Source organism: Enterobacter cloacae complex sp. IR5418 (assembly GCF_049238105.1).
In the GTDB taxonomy this organism is placed as follows: domain Bacteria; phylum Pseudomonadota; class Gammaproteobacteria; order Enterobacterales; family Enterobacteriaceae; genus Enterobacter; species Enterobacter hormaechei.
Map to the genome: position 1 here is coordinate 244,862 of NZ_JBMKHS010000002.1, position 19,759 is coordinate 264,620.

The 19,759-nt window shown below is 60.5% G+C and carries 20 protein-coding genes; 12 read left to right on the plus strand and 8 right to left on the minus strand.

What is annotated here, in order from left to right; translation table 11 throughout:
* Positions 1-40: 40 nt before the first annotated feature.
* From entC to ACOTX7_RS02850, 7 genes are all read left to right on the plus strand, one after another.
* The gene (entC, locus tag ACOTX7_RS02820) at positions 41-1,216 is read left to right on the plus strand and encodes an isochorismate synthase EntC (protein ID WP_221257047.1); all 1,176 of its coding nucleotides are present in this window, start codon (positions 41-43) and stop codon (positions 1,214-1,216) included.
* Between the two features lie 9 nt (positions 1,217-1,225).
* Entirely contained in the window at positions 1,226-2,836 is a 1,611-nt protein-coding gene (gene entE, locus ACOTX7_RS02825; protein WP_221257048.1) for a (2,3-dihydroxybenzoyl)adenylate synthase, read from the plus strand.
* A gap of 10 nt (positions 2,837-2,846) precedes the next feature.
* Positions 2,847-3,701, plus strand: a complete 855-nt coding sequence (locus tag ACOTX7_RS02830; RefSeq protein ID WP_221257049.1) for an isochorismatase — start codon at positions 2,847-2,849, stop codon at positions 3,699-3,701.
* Positions 3,701-4,456, plus strand: coding sequence for a 2,3-dihydro-2,3-dihydroxybenzoate dehydrogenase (gene entA, locus ACOTX7_RS02835; protein WP_221813038.1), 756 nt, complete (start codon positions 3,701-3,703; stop codon positions 4,454-4,456). The genes ACOTX7_RS02830 and entA overlap by 1 nt, the downstream gene beginning before the upstream one ends.
* Positions 4,456-4,869 (plus strand): proofreading thioesterase EntH, encoded by a 414-nt coding sequence (gene entH / locus ACOTX7_RS02840; protein ID WP_006809673.1) that lies wholly within the window; start codon positions 4,456-4,458, stop codon positions 4,867-4,869. The genes entA and entH overlap by 1 nt, the downstream gene beginning before the upstream one ends.
* A gap of 149 nt (positions 4,870-5,018) precedes the next feature.
* Positions 5,019-7,124: a pyruvate/proton symporter CstA gene (gene cstA / locus ACOTX7_RS02845; protein WP_006809672.1), complete on the plus strand. Its 2,106-nt coding sequence runs from the start codon at positions 5,019-5,021 to the stop codon at positions 7,122-7,124.
* Positions 7,125-7,237: 113 nt separating this feature from the next.
* Entirely contained in the window at positions 7,238-7,435 is a 198-nt protein-coding gene (locus ACOTX7_RS02850) for a YbdD/YjiX family protein (RefSeq protein ID WP_006809671.1), read from the plus strand.
* Here the strand turns inward: ACOTX7_RS02850 and ACOTX7_RS02855 are convergent.
* The 4 genes from ACOTX7_RS02855 to ACOTX7_RS02870 form a co-directional block, all read right to left on the minus strand.
* Positions 7,432-7,836 (minus strand): helix-turn-helix domain-containing protein, encoded by a 405-nt coding sequence (locus ACOTX7_RS02855; protein ID WP_221257051.1) that lies wholly within the window; start codon positions 7,834-7,836, stop codon positions 7,432-7,434. The genes ACOTX7_RS02850 and ACOTX7_RS02855 overlap by 4 nt on opposite strands.
* A complete protein-coding gene (locus ACOTX7_RS02860; protein WP_023303272.1) occupies positions 7,817-8,113 on the minus strand; it encodes a type II toxin-antitoxin system RelE family toxin in 297 nt (98 codons plus the stop codon). The genes ACOTX7_RS02855 and ACOTX7_RS02860 overlap by 20 nt, the downstream gene beginning before the upstream one ends.
* A gap of 183 nt (positions 8,114-8,296) precedes the next feature.
* Positions 8,297-9,040, minus strand: coding sequence for an SDR family NAD(P)-dependent oxidoreductase (locus tag ACOTX7_RS02865; protein ID WP_221257052.1), 744 nt, complete (start codon positions 9,038-9,040; stop codon positions 8,297-8,299).
* A 57-nt stretch (positions 9,041-9,097) separates the two neighbouring features.
* Entirely contained in the window at positions 9,098-10,186 is a 1,089-nt protein-coding gene (locus ACOTX7_RS02870; RefSeq protein ID WP_221257053.1) for an oxidoreductase, read from the minus strand.
* Between the two features lie 159 nt (positions 10,187-10,345).
* Here ACOTX7_RS02870 and ACOTX7_RS02875 point away from each other — a divergent pair, with 159 nt between their 5' ends.
* From ACOTX7_RS02875 to ACOTX7_RS02890, 4 genes are all read left to right on the plus strand, one after another.
* Complete coding sequence (locus ACOTX7_RS02875) at positions 10,346-11,848, plus strand: sugar ABC transporter ATP-binding protein (protein WP_221257054.1); 1,503 nt, start codon at positions 10,346-10,348, stop codon at positions 11,846-11,848.
* Positions 11,845-12,840, plus strand: coding sequence for an ABC transporter permease (locus tag ACOTX7_RS02880; RefSeq protein WP_221257055.1), 996 nt, complete (start codon positions 11,845-11,847; stop codon positions 12,838-12,840). The genes ACOTX7_RS02875 and ACOTX7_RS02880 overlap by 4 nt, the downstream gene beginning before the upstream one ends.
* Positions 12,841-12,859: 19 nt before the next feature.
* Positions 12,860-13,924, plus strand: coding sequence for a sugar ABC transporter substrate-binding protein (locus ACOTX7_RS02885; RefSeq protein WP_221813041.1), 1,065 nt, complete (start codon positions 12,860-12,862; stop codon positions 13,922-13,924).
* 83 nt (positions 13,925-14,007) lie between these two features.
* Positions 14,008-15,249, plus strand: coding sequence for an LVIVD repeat-containing protein (locus ACOTX7_RS02890; RefSeq protein ID WP_221924931.1), 1,242 nt, complete (start codon positions 14,008-14,010; stop codon positions 15,247-15,249).
* Between the two features lie 52 nt (positions 15,250-15,301).
* Here ACOTX7_RS02890 and mtnK read toward each other — a convergent pair whose 3' ends face one another.
* Positions 15,302-16,501, minus strand: a complete 1,200-nt coding sequence (gene mtnK, locus ACOTX7_RS02895; protein WP_221813049.1) for an S-methyl-5-thioribose kinase — start codon at positions 16,499-16,501, stop codon at positions 15,302-15,304.
* Between the two features lie 102 nt (positions 16,502-16,603).
* Between mtnK and mtnA the strand changes: the two genes are divergently transcribed.
* Positions 16,604-17,620 carry an S-methyl-5-thioribose-1-phosphate isomerase gene (gene mtnA / locus ACOTX7_RS02900; RefSeq protein ID WP_221257058.1) on the plus strand — a complete coding sequence of 339 codons (1,017 nt, stop codon included), beginning with the start codon at positions 16,604-16,606 and terminating at the stop codon, positions 17,618-17,620.
* Between the two features lie 270 nt (positions 17,621-17,890).
* Here the strand turns inward: mtnA and ACOTX7_RS02905 are convergent, their stop codons facing one another.
* From ACOTX7_RS02905 to ACOTX7_RS02915, 3 genes are read right to left on the minus strand one after another with little or no spacing between them, the layout of a single operon-like run.
* Positions 17,891-18,433 carry a 1,2-dihydroxy-3-keto-5-methylthiopentene dioxygenase gene (locus ACOTX7_RS02905; RefSeq protein WP_047355433.1) on the minus strand — a complete coding sequence of 181 codons (543 nt, stop codon included), beginning with the start codon at positions 18,431-18,433 and terminating at the stop codon, positions 17,891-17,893.
* The gene (gene mtnC, locus ACOTX7_RS02910) at positions 18,430-19,119 is read right to left on the minus strand and encodes an acireductone synthase (RefSeq protein WP_006809660.1); all 690 of its coding nucleotides are present in this window, start codon (positions 19,117-19,119) and stop codon (positions 18,430-18,432) included. The genes ACOTX7_RS02905 and mtnC overlap by 4 nt, the downstream gene beginning before the upstream one ends.
* Positions 19,116-19,730: a methylthioribulose 1-phosphate dehydratase gene (locus ACOTX7_RS02915; RefSeq protein WP_221257059.1), complete on the minus strand. Its 615-nt coding sequence runs from the start codon at positions 19,728-19,730 to the stop codon at positions 19,116-19,118. Before ACOTX7_RS02915 ends, mtnC begins: the two co-directional genes overlap by 4 nt.
* Positions 19,731-19,759: the final 29 nt, after the last annotated feature.

Consider the following 19,759-nt stretch of genomic DNA (forward strand, 5'->3'; position numbering starts at 1 on the left):
TAATCATTATTGCTTCTTTTATCATTTTAAGGAGGATGATATGGACACGTCCCTGGCTGAGGAAGTTCAGCACACCGCGACTACGCTGCAATCAGACAGCTTTTTCTTTATGTCGCCTTACCGCAGTTTTACCACGTCCGGCTGTTTTGCCCGTTTTTCTGAACCCGCCGTCGGCGGTGACGATCCGGCAGGTCCCTTTCAGCAGAAACTAGCCCAGGCTTTCCGGAATGCGAAAGCCAGCGGCATTGCCCATCCGGTGATGGTCGGGGCGATCCCCTTCGATACCCGCAAACCGTCGTCGCTGTATATTCCGCAACGCTGGCAAACCTTCTCCCGCCCGGCGCGTCAGCAGTCCGCACGCTACGCCTCCGGCGCGCAGACGCTGAATGTGCAGCAGCGCACCGAGATCCCGCCGCAGCCGGTTTTCGAAGAGATGGTCGCTCGCGCCGCGTCGCTCACCGCCACGCCGCGGGTGAATAAGGTGGTGCTGTCGCGCCTGATTGATATCGCCACCGACAAACAGATTGATAGCAGCGCGCTGATGGAGCGCCTGATCGCCCAGAACCCGGCGAGCTTTAACTTTCACGTGCCGCTGGAAGACGGCGGCGTACTGCTGGGTGCCAGCCCGGAACTGCTGTTGCGTAAAGAGGGCGCGCATTTTAGCTCGCTGCCGCTGGCAGGCTCCGCGCGCCGTCAGCCGGACGATGTGCTGGATCGCGAAGCGGGCACTAAGCTGCTGGCCTCCGAAAAAGATCGTCACGAACACGACCTGGTGACCCAGGCGATGAAAACCCTTCTGCAACCGCGCAGCCATCACCTGAGCATGCCGTCTTCCCCGCAGCTCATCACCACGCCGACGCTGTGGCATCTGGCCACGCCGGTAGAAGGTGACGCGCGTGAAAACGAGAATGCCCTGACGCTGGCCTGCCTGCTGCACCCGACCCCGGCCCTGAGCGGCTTCCCGCATCAGGCGGCAAAAGAGCTGATTGCCGAGCTGGAACCCTTCGACCGTGAACTGTTCGGCGGCATCGTTGGCTGGTGCGACAGCGAAGGCAACGGCGAGTGGGTGGTGACTATCCGCTGCGCGCGGCTGCATCACAATACCGTTCGCCTGTTTGCCGGTGCGGGCATTGTGCCTGCTTCCTCCCCGGTGGGCGAGTGGCGCGAGACGGGCGTGAAGCTCTCCACCATGCTCAACGTGTTTGGCCTGCACTAAGGAAGACTCATGACCATTCCCTTTACCCGCTGGCCTGAGGAATTCGCCCGTCGCTACCGTGAAAAAGGCTACTGGCAGGATCGACCCCTGACCCACATCCTGACGGATCATGCGGACAGCGATGCGGTCGCGATTATTGACGGCGATCGCCGCATCACCTACCGCGCGTTTCATCAGTCGGTGAATAACCTGGCGTCCGCCCTTCAGGCGCAGGGGCTGCATCGCGGCGAGACCGCGCTGGTGCAGCTCGGCAACGTTGCCGAGTTCTACATCACCTTCTTCGCACTGCTGCAAATTGGCGTCGCGCCGGTTAACGCGCTCTTTAGCCATCAGCGTAGCGAACTGAATGCTTACGCCTTGCAGATCAAACCCGCCGTGCTGATTGCCGATCGCAACCACGCGCTGTTCGCGGGCGATGATTTTCTCAACACTTTTGTGGATGCGCATCGCTCGGTACGCGTCGTGCTGCTGCGCGGCGATAAGGGCGAACACGCGCTGGAAGCGGCGATTGCGCGCCCGGCGGACAATTTCATCCCAAACCCGACGCCCGCCGACGAAGTGGCGTTCTTCCAGCTCTCCGGCGGCAGCACCGGCACGCCGAAGCTGATCCCGCGTACGCATAACGATTACGACTACAGCATTCGCCGCAGCAACGAAATCTGCGGTATCACTGCGCGCACCCGGTATCTGAACGCGCTTCCCGCGGCGCATAACTACGCCATGAGCTCGCCGGGATCGTTAGGCGTTTTCACGGCGGGCGGCTGCGTGGTGCTGGCGAACGATCCGAGCGCCACGCTCTGCTTCCCGCTGATTGAGCAGCATCAGATAAACGTCACCTCGCTGGTGCCGCCCGCGGTCAGCCTGTGGTTGCAGGCGATTGCCGACGGCGCGGGGAACGCGCAGCTTAAATCCCTGGAGCTGCTCCAGGTGGGCGGCGCACGCCTCTCCGCCACGCTGGCGGCGCGCATTCCGGCGGAAATTGGCTGCCAGCTGCAACAGGTGTTTGGCATGGCGGAAGGGCTGGTGAACTACACCGCCCTCGACGATGCGCCGGAGCGCATCATCAATACCCAGGGCCGCCCGATGTGCCCGGACGATGAAGTGTGGGTGGCGGATGAGGACGGCAACCCGCTGCCGCGCGGGGAAGTCGGACGTCTGATGACGCGCGGCCCGTACACCTTCCGCGGCTATTTCAACAGCCCGGAACACAACGCCAGCGCCTTTGATGCCAACGGTTTCTACTGCTCGGGCGATCTGATCGCCATCGATGAGCAAGGTTACATCACCGTGCAGGGGCGCGAGAAAGATCAGATCAACCGCGGCGGCGAGAAGATCGCCGCCGAAGAGATCGAAAACCTGCTGCTGCGCCACGACGCGGTGATCCACGCCGCGCTGGTGAGCATGGAGGACAGCCTGCTGGGCGAAAAAAGCTGCGCGTACCTGGTGGTGAAACAGCCCCTGCGCGCGGTGGAGGTGCGCCGCTTCCTGCGCGAGCAGGGCGTCGCCGAATTTAAGCTGCCGGACCGCGTGGAGAGCGTGGATGCGCTTCCGCTCACGCCGGTCGGCAAAGTTGATAAGAAACAGTTGCGCCTGTGGCTTGCTGAACGCGCCCGGGGCTGAGGAACAGAGAATGGCCATTCCAAAATTAACCGCATACGCGCTGCCAACCGCCGCCGAACTGCCGACCAGTAAAGTGAACTGGGCGTTTGAGCCGGAGCGCGCCGCACTGTTGATCCACGATATGCAGGAGTACTTCCTGAACTTCTGGGGCGAAAACAGCGACATGATGCAGCAGGTAGTGGCGAACATCGCTAAACTGCGCGCGTACTGCAAAGAGCACAATATTCCAGTCTACTACACCGCGCAGCCGAAAGATCAGAGCGACGAAGACCGCGCCTTGCTCAACGACATGTGGGGGCCGGGCCTGACCCGCTCGCCGGAGCAGCAGCGCATCGTCGCAGAGCTGACCCCGGACGAAGCGGACACCGTGCTGGTGAAGTGGCGCTACAGCGCGTTTCACCGCTCGCCGCTGGAACAGATGCTGAAAGAGACTGGCCGCAATCAGCTTTTGATCACCGGCGTGTACGCCCACATCGGCTGCATGACCACCGCTACCGACGCCTTTATGCGCGACATCAAGCCGTTCTTTATCGCCGACGCGCTGGCGGATTTCACCCGCGACGAGCACCTGATGTCGCTGAAATACGTGGCCGGTCGCTCTGGCCGCGTGGTGATGACCGACGAGCTGCTGCCGTCCGTTCCGGCAACGAAAGCCGCGCTGCGTGAGCTGATCCTGCCGCTGCTGGACGAGTCCGACGAGCCGATGGATGACGAAAACCTGATCGACTTCGGTCTGGATTCAGTGCGCATGATGGCGCTGGCCGCCCGCTGGCGCAAAGTGCACGGCGACATTGATTTTGTGATGCTGGCAAAAAATCCGACCCTCGACGCCTGGTGGGCGCTGCTCTCCCGCGAGGTGAAGTAATGGCGGGGTTCGATTTTACCGGCAAAACGGTCTGGGTGACGGGCGCGGGTAAGGGCATTGGCTATGCGACCGCGCTGGCGTTTGTGGAGGCGGGCGCGCAGGTGACCGGGTTTGATCTGGCCTTCCCGCAGGGCGATTATCCGTTTGCCACCGAAACGCTGGACGTGGCGGACGCGGCGCAGGTGAGTGACGTCTGCGGGCGTTTACTCAGCATCCTTGAGCGGCTCGACGTGCTGGTTAACGCAGCGGGCATTCTGCGCATGGGGGTGACGGATCAGCTCTCGCAGGAGGACTGGCAGCAGACTTTTGCGGTCAACGTCGGCGGTGCGTTCAACCTGTTCCAGCAGACGATGGGCCAGTTCCGCCGTCAGCAGGGTGGGGCGATTGTCACCGTGGCCTCCGACGCGGCGCACACGCCGCGCATCGGCATGAGCGCCTATGGCGCGTCAAAAGCGGCGCTGAAAAGCCTGGCGCTGACCGTCGGACTGGAGCTGGCGGGCAGCGGCGTGCGCTGTAACCTGGTGTCGCCAGGCTCAACGGATACGGACATGCAGCGCACCCTGTGGACCAGCAACGATGCCGAACAGCAGCGCATTCGCGGCTTTGGCGAGCAGTTCAAGCTCGGCATTCCGCTCGGCAAGATTGCGCGTCCGCAGGAGATTGCCAGCACGGTGCTGTTCCTGGCATCCGATGCCGCCAGCCATATCACCTTGCAGGATATCGTGGTGGACGGCGGCTCCACGCTGGGGGCGTAATGATCTGGAAACGTCATTTATCCCTCGATGAGCTGAACGCCACCAGCCAGAACACGATGGTGGGGCACCTTGGCATCGTCTATACCCGCCTCGGGGACGATACGCTGGAAGCCGAAATGCCGGTGGATGCGCGTACCCATCAGCCGTTTGGCCTGCTGCACGGCGGTGCCTCGGCGGCGCTGGCGGAAACGCTCGGCTCAATGGCCGGTTTTCTGATGACCCGTGACGGGCAGAACGTGGTGGGCACGGAACTGAACGCCACGCACCACCGCGCGGTCTCTCACGGTAAGGTACGCGGCGTGTGTCAGCCGCTGCATCTGGGGCGTTCCAGCCAGAGCTGGGAGATCGTGGTATTCGACGAGCAGGGACGGCGATGCTGTACCTGTCGGTTGAGTACGATGGTGTTGGGGTAAGGCATTCCGCTGAAAGTGATCGGCTTAACACTGTGGTGTAAATCTCTGGTTTGACCACGCATTATTGCGTTTCAAAGTTGTTAAATTTTATCCGTTGTTCTAGAAACAAAATGTAACATCTCACTGTTTCACAACAACGGACAACAACTATGAACAACTCAGGGAAATACCTTACGTGGGCGGTGCTCTCCGTGGTGGGAGCCTTTGCCCTGGGCTACATCGCCCTCAACCGGGGGGAGCAGATCAATGCGCTCTGGATCGTCGTCGCTTCCGTCTGTATTTATCTGATCGCGTACCGTTTTTATGGCCGCTATATCGCGAAGACGGTACTGGGCGTAGACGGCACGCGCATGACGCCTGCCGTGCGTCACAATGACGGTCTGGACTACGTGCCGACCGACAAAAAAGTGCTGTTCGGTCACCATTTTGCGGCGATTGCCGGGGCAGGCCCGCTGGTGGGGCCGGTGCTGGCCGCGCAGATGGGCTACCTGCCGGGGATGATCTGGATCCTCGCGGGGGTGGTGCTGGCGGGCGCGGTGCAGGACTTCATGGTGCTGTTCGTCTCCACCCGCCGCGACGGGCGCTCGCTGGGTGAACTGGTGAAAGAGGAGATGGGGGCGACCGCCGGGGTGATTGCGCTGGTGGCGACCTTTATGATCATGGTGATCATCCTCGCGGTACTGGCGATGATCGTGGTGAAAGCCTTGACCCACAGCCCGTGGGGGACGTATACCGTCGCCTTTACCATTCCGCTGGCGCTGTTTATGGGGATCTACATTCGCTACCTGCGCCCGGGACGCATTGGCGAAGTGTCGGTGATTGGCCTGGTGTTCCTGGTGTTTGCCATTATTTCCGGCGGCTGGGTAGCGGAAAGCCCGACCTGGGCACCGTTCTTCGACTTTACCGGCGTACAGCTGACCTGGATGCTGGTGGGCTACGGCTTCGTGGCGGCGGTGCTGCCGGTATGGCTGCTGCTGGCCCCGCGTGACTATCTCTCTACGTTCCTGAAAATCGGCACCATCGTCGGGCTGGCAATCGGCATCCTGATTATGCGTCCGACCCTGACCATGCCTGCGCTGACCAAATTCATTGACGGCACCGGCCCGGTCTGGACCGGCAACCTGTTCCCGTTCCTGTTTATCACCATCGCCTGTGGCGCGGTGTCGGGCTTCCACGCGCTGATCGCCTCCGGAACCACGCCGAAGATGCTGGCGAATGAAAATCAGGCCTGCCTGATTGGCTACGGCGGCATGCTGATGGAGTCCTTCGTTGCCATTATGGCGCTGGTCTCTGCCTGCATCATCGATCCGGGCGTCTACTTTGCGATGAACAGCCCGATGGCGGTACTGGCTCCGGCTGGCACCGTTGACGTGGTCGCTTCTGCCGCGCAGGTGGTGAGTGGCTGGGGCTTTGCGATCACCCCGGAAACGTTGACCCATATCGCCAACGAGGTCGGCGAGCAGTCGATAATTTCCCGTGCGGGCGGGGCACCGACGCTGGCGGTTGGCATGGCCTACATCCTGCATGGCGCGCTGGGCGGGCTGATGGATGTCTCGTTCTGGTATCACTTCGCCATTCTGTTCGAGGCGCTGTTTATCCTGACGGCGGTGGATGCCGGTACGCGTGCGGCGCGCTTTATGTTGCAGGATCTGCTGGGGGTGATCTCCCCGAACCTGAAACGTACCGATTCACTCCCGGCTAACCTGCTGGCGACGGCACTGTGCGTGCTGGCGTGGGGCTACTTCCTGCATCAGGGCGTGGTCGATCCGCTGGGCGGGATTAACACCCTCTGGCCGCTGTTCGGTATCGCCAACCAGATGCTGGCGGGCATGGCGCTGATGCTTTGTGCCGTAGTCCTGTTCAAGATGAAGCGCCAGCGTTACGCCTGGGTGGCACTGGTGCCGACGGCGTGGCTGCTGATCTGTACCCTGACGGCGGGCTGGCAGAAAGCCTTCAGCCCGGACAACAAAGTGGGCTTCCTGGCTATTGCTAACAAGTTCCAGGCGATGATCGACAGCGGCAAGATCCCGTCGCAGTACACCGAATCCCAGCTGTCGCAGCTGGTGTTTAACAACCGTCTGGATGCCGGGCTGACCATCTTCTTTATGGTGGTGGTTGTGGTGCTGGCGTTGTATTCTCTCAAAACCGCGCTGGCGGCGTTGAAAGTCGACAAGCCAACGGCGAAAGAGACACCGTATGAGCCAATGCCTGAGAATCTGGACGAGATTGTGACCCAGGCGAAAGGGGCGCATTAATTTAAACAACAACCCCTCACCCCGGCCCTCTCCCCAAAGGGGAGAGGGTGTTCAAATTCCCTCTCCCCTTTGGGGAGAGGGTTAGGGTGAGGGGAACATGTGAGAAACGACTTATGTTCGACACCCTTTCCAAAGCTGGTAAGTACCTGGGCCAGGCCGCCAAAATGATGATTGGCGTGCCGGATTACGACAACTACGTCGAGCATATGCGCGTCAACCACCCGGACCAGACGCCCATGACCTACGAAGAATTTTTCCGCGACCGCCAGGACGCCCGATACGGCGGGAAAGGCGGGGCGAAGTGCTGTTAACCCTCTTTTGGTAAATAGAGGCTGATCTGCTCCTGTTTACAGCCGTAGATCGCCGCCAGCTTTTCGCGGGTGCGCTTTTGCGGTCGGGAGTCCAGCGCTTCCAGCTGTGACACGGCGGACTGGGTGATGCCAAGCTTCTCCGCCACCTCCTGCTGAGACATACCGCGTAAAATGCGCCAGGCGGCCTGTAGGCTGACGTTCTCGTTATGCATGATGTCGCACACTTCACCCGGTAAACCTACGTCATCATAACAATCGTGTTCGACTTCAATATCCTCTAGATCATCATCGGTTTCGTCGTCAATTTCTGCCATCTGTAAGCACATACGAAAGTATTCATCATAGGGAATAACGGCGTACTGCGCTTTCCCGTCATCGTCCTTAATTAGCTGAACAGCCATAGGGGGCTTTCTCCTCGTGAAGGTAGGTCGTTGAAGTTCTGCGCTTGACGGCCAAAACATAACAATGGTTATCGGGATCGTCCCGAAGTGTAATCAGAATGCGGTAATCGCCAACGCGTAGCCGGAAATGATTTTCTGTTGCCGATATTTTTTTGATATCGGGCCGGGGAGCTGAGCGATCGTCCAGCTCAGCAAGTTTTGCTTTGATTCTTCGCTGATATCGGCCATCGATTTTGGAAAACTCTTTCTTTGCATTCTTTGACCAGACAATCTTCATCCGTACCTCCACTGTACGCCCACACAAAATATAAGGGAATAATAAGACTATTAGATAAATTCCGAATTTCTAATGGGATACTGTAGAGCGGAGAAAAAACGGGTGAAAGCGGCAAAACGCGAATCGTCGAGGCGGCTCGAACAGGCCTCTGCCGGGCGACAGAGGCTTGCAGGAAATATGCGATCAGGCGTTCAACCCGCCGTCCACGTCCAGACCGGTGCCGGAAATTTGCCCCGCAGCCGGGCTGGCAAGAAACGTGACCGCCGCCGCGATGTCTTCCGGCTGGCCGTAATGACCCAGGGCAATAAGCTGACGCTGAGAGTCAGCCTGTTCCCCGTCTTCCGGGTTCATATCGCTGTTGGTCGGGCCGGGGTGCACCAGGTTAACGGTAATGCCGCGCGGCCCCAGATCGCGGGCCAGCCCGCGGGTAAGAGAGTTAAGGGCGGATTTGGTCATTGAGTAGACGGCAATGCCCGGCTGCGCCACGCGGTTTGCCAGACAGCTGCCGATGTTGATGATGCGTCCGCCGTCAGACATATGCACCAGCGCTTCCTGAATGGCGATCACCACGCCGCGAATGTTGACGTTAATCAGAGCGTCAATGTCTGCCAGGGTCATGGATTCCAGCGGGCCGCCGCGCGCAATCCCGGCGTTATTGACCAGTATGTCCAGCCCGCCAAGGGAGCGCGCCGCCTGCGTGACCGCATCCTGAATCGCCTGCGCGCTGGCGCTGTCGGCCTGAATCGCCTCGCCGTGTCGCCCCCGCGCGTTGATCTCATCGACGACCTGCTGCGCTTTATCGACGGACTTTTCGTAGGTGATAACCACATCGGCACCGGCGCGTGCCAGCGACAGCGCAATCGCCCGACCCAGCCCACGACTGGCGCCGGTAACCAGCGCCTTTTTACCTGTTAAATCGATCTGCATGATGACCTCGTTACGAGAGTGGTGAGAACCATCATTAGGTATAGTCCGTCGGCGTGATTAACGGCGGAAGGATTCCACCTTCTCAAACGCGGCGCGCAGAACGTCAGGCGTTAACGTCACCGGCAGAAGGTGAATCGACTCTACCGGACGCAGGGTGTGGGCAATCACCTGATCCAGTTCGTCGCGGTTATTGATGTCGACGTCAAGCGCGCGCAACGTGGTCGGCAGGTTAAAGCGCCGGTACGCCGCCACCAGCTGCCCCAGCACGTCGTCCTGACCGAGCAGGGCGCTCTGCACCAGAATGCCGTAGGCCACCTTGGCGCCGTGCAGGAATTTTTCCGTCTGTGGCAGCACGGTTAAGCCGTTGTGCACCGCATGCGCCGCCGCCACGCGGGCATAACGCTCACCCAGACCACCAACCATACCGCCTCCGGCAATAATCGCATCCACCACGTCCCGGAACGCCTGCGTTTGTTCCCCGCGCTGCTGATCCGCAAGCGCCTCTTCACTGCGCGCCAGCAGCACGTCGCGGATCGCCAGCGCACCATTCAGGCCGAGACGCACGGTCAGCGGCAGGTTTTCCGGTTCAGGGGCGAGGACCACCGCTTCGTACCACTTCGCCAGCGTATCGCCGATGCCCGCCAGCAAATATTCTGCCGGGGCATTAAGAATGATCTGCGGCTCTACCAGCACCAGAAAGTTGGCGTCGTCAAAAATCTCAAACTGTAGCGCCTGACCGGCATCGTTGTACCACACGGAGAGGGGCGTCCATGCCGCGCAGGTGGCGGCGATGGTGGGAATGCCCACGAACGGCACACCCAGACGACGCGCCACGGCCTTGACCGTATCCATCACCGCGCCGCCGCCCACGCCAATCACCACGCTCGCTTCACGGCCCGATTCGTGCACCAGATGAGTGACGTCACGCTCGCTGCAATGACCTTTAAACAGCAGATGTTTTGCCCCCGGTGCGTTAAAGCTCTCCGGCAGATAAGGGCGTGCGCCCTCGATTGCCCGCTCGCCGTAGATCCACACCGCGCGGGAAAGCTGTTCCGGCGTAAAGAAATCATCCAGGTGCGCAAGGCTTCCGCAATGAGAGAAGTAGTTCGCCGGGCCGGGCACGACGCGGATATCGGTGTTGCTCATGGTGTTGTCCTTTTTTAGCAAGCGCTAACCCGATGTTATGTCTGGACATCCGGATGGCTAATAATATTTCGCTTTATCTTATGCCTTTTCCGTCGTTGTCAGTCAACCGGAGCTGTGAAAAATTCGCTAAATCAGAAGAGTAATGAAGGATTTACGCGGATGGTTTCCAGTCGCCTTGAAATGCGCGGTATCAGCCTGGCCTTTTCCGGCTTTCAGGCGCTGTCGCGCGTGGACTTTACGCTGAACGGCGGGTCGGTGCATGCGCTGACCGGTGCTAACGGCGCGGGGAAATCGACGCTGATGGCGGTGCTGTGCGGGACGCACGATCGTTATGAAGGCGAAATTTGCATTAACAACCAGCCGGTAAGTCTCCGCGAACCGCTGGACGCCAAACGGCTGGGCATCCACCTCGTGCAGCAGGAGGTGGACGTGGCGCTGATCCCCGGGCTGAGCATCGCAGAGAACATCATGCTCGACCAGCTGGCGCAGCCGGGGCACCGCTACCGCTGGCGCACCGTTCGCCAGCAGGCGCGGCAGGCGCTGGCGCAGCTGGATGTTTCGCTCGACGTTCGCCGCGCCATCGACAGCTGCACGCTGGCCGAAAAGCAGCAGATTTTGCTGGCGCGCGCCTTGTCCCACCACTGCCGTTTTTTGATTCTTGATGAACCCACCGCGCCGCTGGACGCGCACGAGAGCGAGCGTCTTTTTGCGGTGGTGAGACGTTTAAAAGATCAGGGTATCGGCGTGGTGTTTATCTCCCACCGTATTCACGAGCTGAAGGCCATCTGCGACACCCTGACGGTGCTGCGCGACGGCAAGATGATTGAGTCCGGCCCGATGGCGGATCTGAGCGGTGAAGCGATCGTCGAGAAGATGCTCGGCCACGAGCTGAGCGATATCTATCCGCCCGCGCGACCGCCGCACGGCGACGAAACCTTGCTGCGGGTGGAAGGGCTGCACGACGATGCGCTGCTGAAAGATATCTCCCTGCACCTGCGCAAGGGCGAAATCCTCGGCATTGCCGGGCTGGCGGGGGCGGGGAAAACGGAACTCTGTAAGGCATTGTTTGGCGCCAGCAAAAGCCGCGTCGAACGCGGTGAGCTGAACCAGCAGGCCTGGACCCCGCGCGACCCGGCAGACTCGGTGCTGCGCGGTCTGGCGCTGGTGCCGGAGGAGCGGCGCAAAGAGGGGATATTTATCGACGAGACGGTCAGCATGAACCTTGCCGTGTCCGCCGATAACAGCTTTTCGCGCTGGAGCCTGTTCGGTCATCGTCAGGCGTGGCGCTGGGCGGAAGAGGTCATTGCACGGGTCGGCGTGCGAACGCGCGGGCCGGGGCAGGTGCTGCGTCGGCTTTCCGGCGGCAACCAGCAGAAGATCGCCATTGGTAAATGGCTGCGCAACGATGCCAGCGTGCTGATATTCGACGAGCCGACCAAAGGCGTGGACGTGAAGGCCAAAACCGATCTGTTTCAGCTGATCGACGGCCTGGCGCGCGAGGGCAAGGGGGTGATTTACGCCTCGGGCGAATTTGCTGAACTGGTGGGATTGTGCGACCGCATCTGCGTGCTGTGGGACGGACGCATCGTGGCGGAAATCCCCGGGGCGGAGGCCCGCGAAGAGACACTACTTTATTATTCAACCGGAGGAACGGCGTCGTGAGCAAGGCCCTTTCAGTAACGGCGGCGGCGTCTGGCCGTCAGCAACTTTTTGATTTTCTCTACAGGTGGGGGATGCTGCTGACCGTCGTCGCGCTGGTGGCCGTGTTTGGCCTGGCATCCGACAGCTTCCTCGATCCGAATAACATCATCAACATTCTGCGCGCGATCGCCATCGTGACGGTGATTGCCGTGGGCGTGTCGATTTCGCTCACCGTCGGCGGGTTCGATCTCTCGGTGGGATCCACCGCGTCGCTGGCAAACGCGCTGGTGATTTCCCTTGTCGTCTGGCACGGCTTCGGCACCACGGAGTCGATTCTGATCACCCTCGCGCTCTGCACGCTGGTCGGCCTGTTTAACGCCTTTCTGATCGTCATCCTGCGCATTCCGGATATGCTCGCCACGCTCGCCAGCCTGTTTGTGATCCAGGGCGTGGCGATGACCTACAGCTACGGCGGGTCGATTACCGAGAACATGGTGCTGCCGAGCGGCGACATGGCGGAAGGGACCATTCCGGCGGCGTTCAGCCTGCTGGGGCAGGTGCCGACCATCGTCATCATCATGCTGGTGGTGACCCTTCTGGCGCAGCTTGGGCTGTCGCTGACCACCCATGGACGACGCATGTACGCCATCGGCGGCAACCCCGAAGCGGCGCGCCTCTCGGGCATTCGCACCACGCGCTACAAGGTGGCGGCCTACGTGATCGCCTCGCTGCTGGCGGGGCTGGGCGGGATTTTGCTGGCCTCGCGCATCGGGTCGTCGCAGGTGAATGCGGGCGGCGGGTATCTGATGGATGCGGTGGCGGCGGCGTGGATTGGCTTCTCGCTGGCCGGGTCCGGCAAGCCGAACGCGCTGGGCACGCTGGTGGGGGCTGTTATTCTTGGCGTGCTGTCGAACGGGCTGGTGATGCTCTCGGTGCCGTATTACGCCATGGACATTATAAAAGGGCTGGTGCTCGCGGTGGCACTGGCGATTACTTACATACAAAAACGCTGACAACACAACGGGATAATAAATGAAAAAGATTGCGCTCTCTTTGGTGGCACTGGGGTTACTCACGGCTCTGCCGGGCCTGGCGGCCACGCCCGCGCCGGTTCCTGCTGCCATTGCCAACCACGACGGCCCGATCCGCATCGCGGTGATCCGCAACCTCGGCTCGGACGACAATACCACGCAGTTTGTTGCCGGGGCGATTCAGGAAGGGAAGAAGCTTGGCTTTAAGGTCAGCACCTTTTTGAGCAACGGCGACGACGCCAGATTCCAGGACTTCGTTAACCAGGCCATCAGCCAGAAATACGACGGGATTATTCTCTCTCAGGGGCGCGATCCGTACTCCACCGCGCTGGTGAAGAAAGCGGTGGATGCCGGGATTAAAGTCGCCGTGTTTGATACCGCCGTGAACGGCGAGATCCCGGGCGTGACCGTCACCCAGCAGGATGATGCTTCCCTGACCAACCTCTCTTTTGGTCAGCTGGCGAAAGATTTCAACGGCAAGGCCAACATCGTCAAGCTGTGGGTGGCGGGTTTCCCGCCGATGGAGCGTCGTCAGGCGGCGTACAAAGAATTGCAAAAACAGTATCCGGAAATTAAAGAGCTGGAGTCCATCGGCGCGGTCTCCTCTGACGTGCAGGGCGATACCGCCAACAAGGTGGGCGCGATCCTCGCGAAGTACCCGAAAGGCAAAATCGACGCCATCTGGGGCACCTGGGATGCCTTCAGCCTGGGGGCGTATAAGGCGCTGAAAGAGAACGGCCGCACCGAGATCAAACTCTACAGCATCGACATCTCCAACCAGGATTTGCAGCTGATGCGCGAGCCGGGTAGCCCGTGGGCAGTGAGCGTGGCGGTGGATCCGAAGCTGATTGGCGCGACCAACGTGCGCCTGATCGCTAACAAGATTGCCGGGGAAGCGACGCCTGCTACCTACGATTTCAAAGCGGCGGCCATTCCGCAGGCGCTGCTGACCGCCCAGCCGGGCGCGGTGAACGTGGCGTCGCTGGGGAAAATCATTCCGGGCTGGGGCCAGACGGAAGATTTTGTTGCGCCGTGGTTTGCGACGCTGGAAGCCAGGTCAAAATAATGCCCGGTGGCGCTTCGCTTACCGGGCCTACGGTGTTGTAGGCCGGATAAGGCGCAGCCGCCATCCGGCGAAAGGACTTATACATGTCTGCATTACCTCAACCCGAATATAGCCGCAATATGCGGCTGATTGGCCACAGCGATCAGGGCGGTCGCCCGGACGGCGTACAGCTGATGGTGCACCGCGGTTTCGCCTATATCGGCCATATGGTGTCGCAGGGCTTTTCCATTGTGGACGTACGCGACCCGAAAAAACCGAAAGCCGTGGGCTACGTGCCCGCGCCACCCGGCACCTGGAACGTTCACCTACAGGCGCACGACGACCTGCTGCTGGTGATCAACGCCCGGGATCTGTTTGCCGATGCGCGTTTTGCTGACGAGAAGGTCTACTACACCCGTCAGGTTGGGGAGACCGTCAGCGACGTGCAGGACAACGGCTGGAGCGCCGGGCTTCGCGTGTTTGATATCTCCACGCCGGACAGACCGCGCGAGATTGGTTTTCTGTCGCTGAGCGGCATCGGTATTCACCGCATCTGGTACGTGGGTGGTCGCTGGGCGTACGTGTCGGCGCTGATCGACGGTTTTACGGATTATATTTTCCTGACCATCGATCTGGCGGACCCGCGTAAGCCCGAAGTGGCAGGGCGCTGGTGGCTGTCGGGGATGAACCAGGCCGCAGGGGAAAAGCCCACGTGGCCGGAGGGCAAACGCTACGCCCTGCATCACGCGATTATCGCGGGCGATACCGCCTACGGCAGCTGGCGCGACGGCGGCCTGACGCTGCTGGACGTGAAGGATCGCAGTCAGCCAACGCTGATTAGCCACCGCAACTGGAGTCCGCCGTTTGGTGGCGGAACGCACACCGCGCTGCCGCTGCCGGACCGCGATCTACTGGTGGTGCTGGATGAAGCGGTGCTCGACAACCAGGAGGATGGCGAGAAGCTGATCTGGCTGTTTGATATCCGCGAGCCGTCGAACCCGGTGAGCATCGCCACCTTCCCGCAGCCGGATGAAACCGACTACGTGGCGAAAGGGGCGCACTTCGGCCCGCATAACCTGCACGAGAACCGGCCGGGCAGTTTCGTCAGCTCGACGCTGATCTTCGCAACGTACCAGAACGCGGGCGTGCGCGCGTATGACATATCTAATCCGTATCGGCCGGTGGAAACGGGGGCGCTGGTGCCCGCCGCGCCGGATAGGATGATGGATACGCGGCCAAATCGCCCGCAGGTGATCCAGTCGTGCGACGTGTTTGTGGATGCGCAGGGGATCATTTACAGCACGGATTATAACGGCGGGATGTCGGTGATTGAGTATTTGGGGTGAGTGCGGTTTGATGCCCTCACCCCGGCCCTCTCCCACAGGGAGAGGGAGAAAATCAGCTGTACTGCCGCACCCTTGCCACCAGCTCTTCCGCGCTGTCGATGCGCTCGGCAATCACAATCAGCGCTTTACCGAGCGTTATCGCATGGCGCAGGCATTCGTGACGCATGGCTTCATCCTGGATGGTGTCGATATCCGCAACGTGCGAAAGCCCGACGCTCCGGCGAATTAATTCGGTGCCGCAGAAGCCAATGGCGTCATGCCAGATCTTCTTCAGAAACGCGGAGGCATAGCCCGGCGCGCTGAGCGCAGCGTCGAGGGATTTCTCGTTCGCCAGCGCCTGGAAGCGCTCCGCGAAGGTGTTCCACAGCTCCTGAATATCGGTCAGGCGCTGCTCGCGCGCGGCGGCGGCATCGCGAATGCCCAGATGCCCCGGCAGGCCGCAGAAGTTGAGTAGCAAGTTGCCGATGGCGGTGCCGATGTCAAAGCCAATCGGCCCGAAATAGCCGAACTCGGCGTCGATGGCCTTCAGGCTACCGTCGGCCACAAAAATTGACCCGCTGTGGATGTCCCCGTGCAGCAGGGCTTCGGCGTGCGAAAAGAAGCGGTGCTTGAGGGAGGCCACGGCAATTTTTAGCTGAGCGTCGTCGCGCAGGGCGGCGACGTCATTTTCCAGCTCGGCAGGGTAGTTATTGCGCTCATGGATCTGGTACGGATCGTTGAAGAACAGATCTTCGGTGATCTCGCACATCTCCGGGTTAATGAATTTTGCCACCTGCGCTTTTTTCGCGTGCGGATGCAGATAAAAATCGCTGGTGTGGAACAGGGTGTGAGCAAGGTATTCACCCAGCTGACGCGCCGCCTGGGGGTAGTAAATGTTGTTAATCAGCTCGCCGCGCCAGATGCGATGGCTGGAGAGATCTTCCATCACCATCACCGCCAGCTCTGGGTCGAAGTGGTGGATTTTCACCGTGTGCTGCGGGCTGTGCTGGTAGTGTTCCACCAGCGTTTGCGCTTCAAGACGGGCGCGGTCCAGCGTCAGCGGCCAGGACTCGCCCACGCAGCGCACGTAGGGCAGCGCCTGCTTAACGATGATGCGGCTCACGCCCGCGCTGTCGAAAATTTTAAAGACCAGATTGAGGTTGCCGTCGCCAATTTCCTGCGCCTCTACCAGCGATGAAGGATCGTCAAGTCCGCCAAACTGCCTGGCATACTCCACGGCGTCCTGAGCGGTAAAGGTACGGTATTGCGACATGGCCTGCTCCTCAGTTTTGCTAATTAAGACATGTAGACGTCTATACATCTGGATTTCATCCTGACACAATGTGCTACAACAACGCAACAGGGAATTAACGACATGCAGACATTACAGACGACCAGCCTGCGGGTGGCGGATAATCAGCTTTTTATTCTCGACCAGCAGGCGCTTCCGCAGGAGAAACGCTGGCTGGATGCCTCGACGGTGGAGGCGCTGGTCGGGCACATCCACGCCCTGCGGGTGCGCGGCGCGCCGCTGATTGGTCTCTCTGCAAGCCTGCTGCTGGCGCTGCTGGCGGAAAACGGCAAAAGCCGCGACGAACTGGCGGTGGCGCTGGAAACCCTGCGCGCCTCCCGTCCGACGGCGGTGAACCTGATGAACAACCTCGACCGCATGAAGATTGCGCTGTGGCAGGAGGCGTTCGTTCCGGCGCTGGTGGCTGAAGCGCTGCGCCTGATTGACGAAGACAAACGGCTTTGCGACGCGATTGCGCAAGCGGGCAGTACGCTGGTGAAGCCCGGCAGCCGTCTGCTGACCCACTGCAACACCGGCGGGCTGGCGACGGCGGGCGTCGGTACCGCGCTGGGCGTGATTGCCCGCGCGCATCAGGAAGGCAAGGTGTGCAACGTCTGGGTGGATGAAACCCGTCCGCTGTTGCAGGGCGGCAGGCTGACCGCATGGGAACTTGGCGAGCTGGGCGTGCCGTATCAGCTGATTACCGACTCCATGGCCGCCAGCCTGATGGCAAAAGGGCAGGTGGACGCCGTGTGGGTGGGGGCAGACCGTATTGCCGCCAACGGCGACGTGGCGAACAAAATTGGCACCTACTCCCTGGCGGTGCTGGCGAAGTTCCACGGCATTCCGTTTTACGTCGCCGCCCCGCAAACGACCCTCGACCCGGACTGCCCGAACGGAGACGCGATCCCAATTGAGCAGCGCGCCGCCAGCGAAGTGACGGGCGTGGACGGAAGTTTTGGCGCGGTGCGGTGGGCGCCGGAGGACGCGCAGGTCTATAACCCGGCGTTTGACGTCACGCCTGCCTCGCTGATTAGCGGCTGGGTGCTGGATACGGGCGTGGTCACGCCGGACGAGGTGGCGGCAGGGAAATTTGCCTGAGAATAGCTAGCCTGAAGGGGCGCTCAACTGGTGAGGTAGGTGAAGGGGCTGAGGGTTCCCCAGTAATTTCAAAGCAGAAGCAATAACGTTGCCTTCAGAATAACTGAAGGCTTTCAGCGATGCCTCGGTCCGGCTGTAAATCGCTGAGGCGTTTCCTGTAGGCCGGGGCGAGGCGCAGGGATGCGCCGAGAGGGCGGGCTTTACAGGGATGTTCCCCCTCACCCTAACCCTCTCCCCAAAGGGGCGAGGGGACTGTTCGGTGCTGGCTCATCAAGCGAGGCGTGGATACGCATCCGCAATGGCATCTCCGGTAAACTGCGCCACCCAGCCTTCCGGATTATCGAAAATACGAATCGCCGTAAAGTTCGGCTCTGAGCCCATATCAAACCAGTGCGGCGTGCCTGCGGGAACGGAAATCAGGTCGTTTTTCTCGCACAGCACCTGATACACCTCATCGCCAATGTGCAGGCAGAACAACCCGGCGCCTTCCACGAAGAAGCGCACTTCGTCTTCGCCGTGGGTGTGTTCGTTGAGAAACTTCGCGCGCAGCGCCGCTTTCTGCGGATTGTCGGCGCGCAGGCTGATGACATCCCAGCTCTGATAGCCTTTCTCTGCCACCAGCTTGTCGATCGCATGTTGATACGCCGCGATCACGTCTTCAGGCGCGGGATCGTCTCCTAAATCGCGATCCGCCGCCCAGCGTTCAAACCGCACGCCTTTGGCGTTCAGCTGCTGGGCGATCTCGGCGGCGTCGGTGCTGTGCCACAGGTGCTGACGGGCGTCTTTATCGGAATAAATGGTCAATGCGCTCATGAAGGGATCTGCTCCGGATTAATCTCGTCAAACTGGTGGATCTGATGGTGATGGCTCGCGCCGTCATCTTCACCGCGAATCAGTTGCAGGGTGCGAAAACCCGCCTGTTCAGCCGCGTCCAGCTCCTGATGAATATCCGACAGGAACAGGATTTGCGACGGGGCGATGCCCGTTTGCGCCGCAATGTTTTGATAAGACTGCACCTCGCGCTTGGCGCCAATGTGGGTATCAAAATAGCCGCTGAACAGATGAGTAATATCACCTTCGTCGCTGTAGCCAAATAACAGTTTCTGCGCGGCGACGGAGCCAGAGGAATAAACATAGAGATCAATCCCTTGCGCCTTCCATTTTTCCAGCGCGGGCAGTACGTCAGGGTAGAGGTGGCCGGTAAAGTCGCCGTTGACGTAACCGTCCTGCCAGATGATGCCTTGCAGGGCTTTGAGTGCCGTCGATTTGCGGTCTTCATCCATAAAGGTAAACAGCACGTTGATGAGATCGCTGACGCTGGCATGCGGAGCGCTGATTTCATCGCGCAGGTTGTCCAGAATCGATTTGACCGGCTCGGCGTACTGCTGCGCGGTCACGAAGGCCGCCAGCCGCTCACGCGCGTAGGGGAACAAAACATCATGGACAAAACGGATATCGCTGGTGGTTCCTTCAATATCCGTCACAATTGCGCGAATCATACTCTCTCCCATTGTCGTAGACGCATTTCGCATTCAAATAAGAATTCTAACCCTTCCAGGTGACGGCGGGCTTCGGCCACGTCGCGTCCCCAGCAGGTTAAGCCATGACCGCGCAGAAGAAAACCATAATTAAGCGGGCGTTCCTGCGCGTAATGGGCGATGCGCGAGGCGAGGGCGTCAATGTCCTGGTCGTTATGAAACACTGGGATGGACACCGTGTCTCGGTGCGTGGTCTGCCCGGTAAGGGATTTTTGCATCTCGAAACCGGTGATCTTCAGCTCGGCCTCGTTGACCAGACGTGACAGCACCGTCGCATTGACGGTGTGAACGTGCAGGACGGCGTTAGCCTCCGGGAACAGGCGATAGATAAGGGTATGCAGCCCGGTCTCTGCCGACGGTTTACGCCCGGACGGCGCGCGGTTGGTGGCGATCTCAACCTGTAGAAAATCGGCGGGGGTCAGGCTGCCTTTGTCTTTTCCCGATTCGCTGAGCCAGCACAGGTGTTCATCCTGACGCACGGACATATTGCCGCCGGTAGCGGGCGCCCAGCCTTTAGCGCCAATCCAGCGGCAGGCCTCGACCAGGTGCGCGAGTTGCAGGTTGTCTGTCATTGCCTTTTACCCTCTCGGTCAGGAATAGT

Bases quoted from the DNA above. Each gene is read 5' to 3' on its own strand.
- entH (WP_006809673.1), top strand. From the start codon at position 4,456: ATGATCTGGAAACGTCATTTATCCCTCGATGAGCTGAACGCCACCAGC.
- ACOTX7_RS02865 (WP_221257052.1), bottom strand. From the start codon at position 9,040: ATGCAGATCGATTTAACAGGTAAAAAGGCGCTGGTTACCGGCGCCAGT.
- ACOTX7_RS02870 (WP_221257053.1), bottom strand. From the start codon at position 10,186: ATGAGCAACACCGATATCCGCGTCGTGCCCGGCCCGGCGAACTACTTC.
- ACOTX7_RS02850 (WP_006809671.1), top strand. From the start codon at position 7,238: ATGTTCGACACCCTTTCCAAAGCTGGTAAGTACCTGGGCCAGGCCGCC.
- ACOTX7_RS02905 (WP_047355433.1), bottom strand. From the start codon at position 18,433: ATGAGCGCATTGACCATTTATTCCGATAAAGACGCCCGTCAGCACCTG.
- entA (WP_221813038.1), top strand. From the start codon at position 3,701: ATGGCGGGGTTCGATTTTACCGGCAAAACGGTCTGGGTGACGGGCGCG.
- ACOTX7_RS02875 (WP_221257054.1), top strand. From the start codon at position 10,346: ATGGTTTCCAGTCGCCTTGAAATGCGCGGTATCAGCCTGGCCTTTTCC.
- ACOTX7_RS02830 (WP_221257049.1), top strand. From the start codon at position 2,847: ATGGCCATTCCAAAATTAACCGCATACGCGCTGCCAACCGCCGCCGAA.
- ACOTX7_RS02885 (WP_221813041.1), top strand. From the start codon at position 12,860: ATGAAAAAGATTGCGCTCTCTTTGGTGGCACTGGGGTTACTCACGGCT.
- entE (WP_221257048.1), top strand. From the start codon at position 1,226: ATGACCATTCCCTTTACCCGCTGGCCTGAGGAATTCGCCCGTCGCTAC.
- mtnA (WP_221257058.1), top strand. From the start codon at position 16,604: ATGCAGACATTACAGACGACCAGCCTGCGGGTGGCGGATAATCAGCTT.
- cstA (WP_006809672.1), top strand. From the start codon at position 5,019: ATGAACAACTCAGGGAAATACCTTACGTGGGCGGTGCTCTCCGTGGTG.
- mtnK (WP_221813049.1), bottom strand. From the start codon at position 16,501: ATGTCGCAATACCGTACCTTTACCGCTCAGGACGCCGTGGAGTATGCC.
- ACOTX7_RS02915 (WP_221257059.1), bottom strand. From the start codon at position 19,730: ATGACAGACAACCTGCAACTCGCGCACCTGGTCGAGGCCTGCCGCTGG.
- entC (WP_221257047.1), top strand. From the start codon at position 41: ATGGACACGTCCCTGGCTGAGGAAGTTCAGCACACCGCGACTACGCTG.
- ACOTX7_RS02860 (WP_023303272.1), bottom strand. From the start codon at position 8,113: ATGAAGATTGTCTGGTCAAAGAATGCAAAGAAAGAGTTTTCCAAAATC.
- ACOTX7_RS02890 (WP_221924931.1), top strand. From the start codon at position 14,008: ATGTCTGCATTACCTCAACCCGAATATAGCCGCAATATGCGGCTGATT.
- ACOTX7_RS02855 (WP_221257051.1), bottom strand. From the start codon at position 7,836: ATGGCTGTTCAGCTAATTAAGGACGATGACGGGAAAGCGCAGTACGCC.
- mtnC (WP_006809660.1), bottom strand. From the start codon at position 19,119: ATGATTCGCGCAATTGTGACGGATATTGAAGGAACCACCAGCGATATC.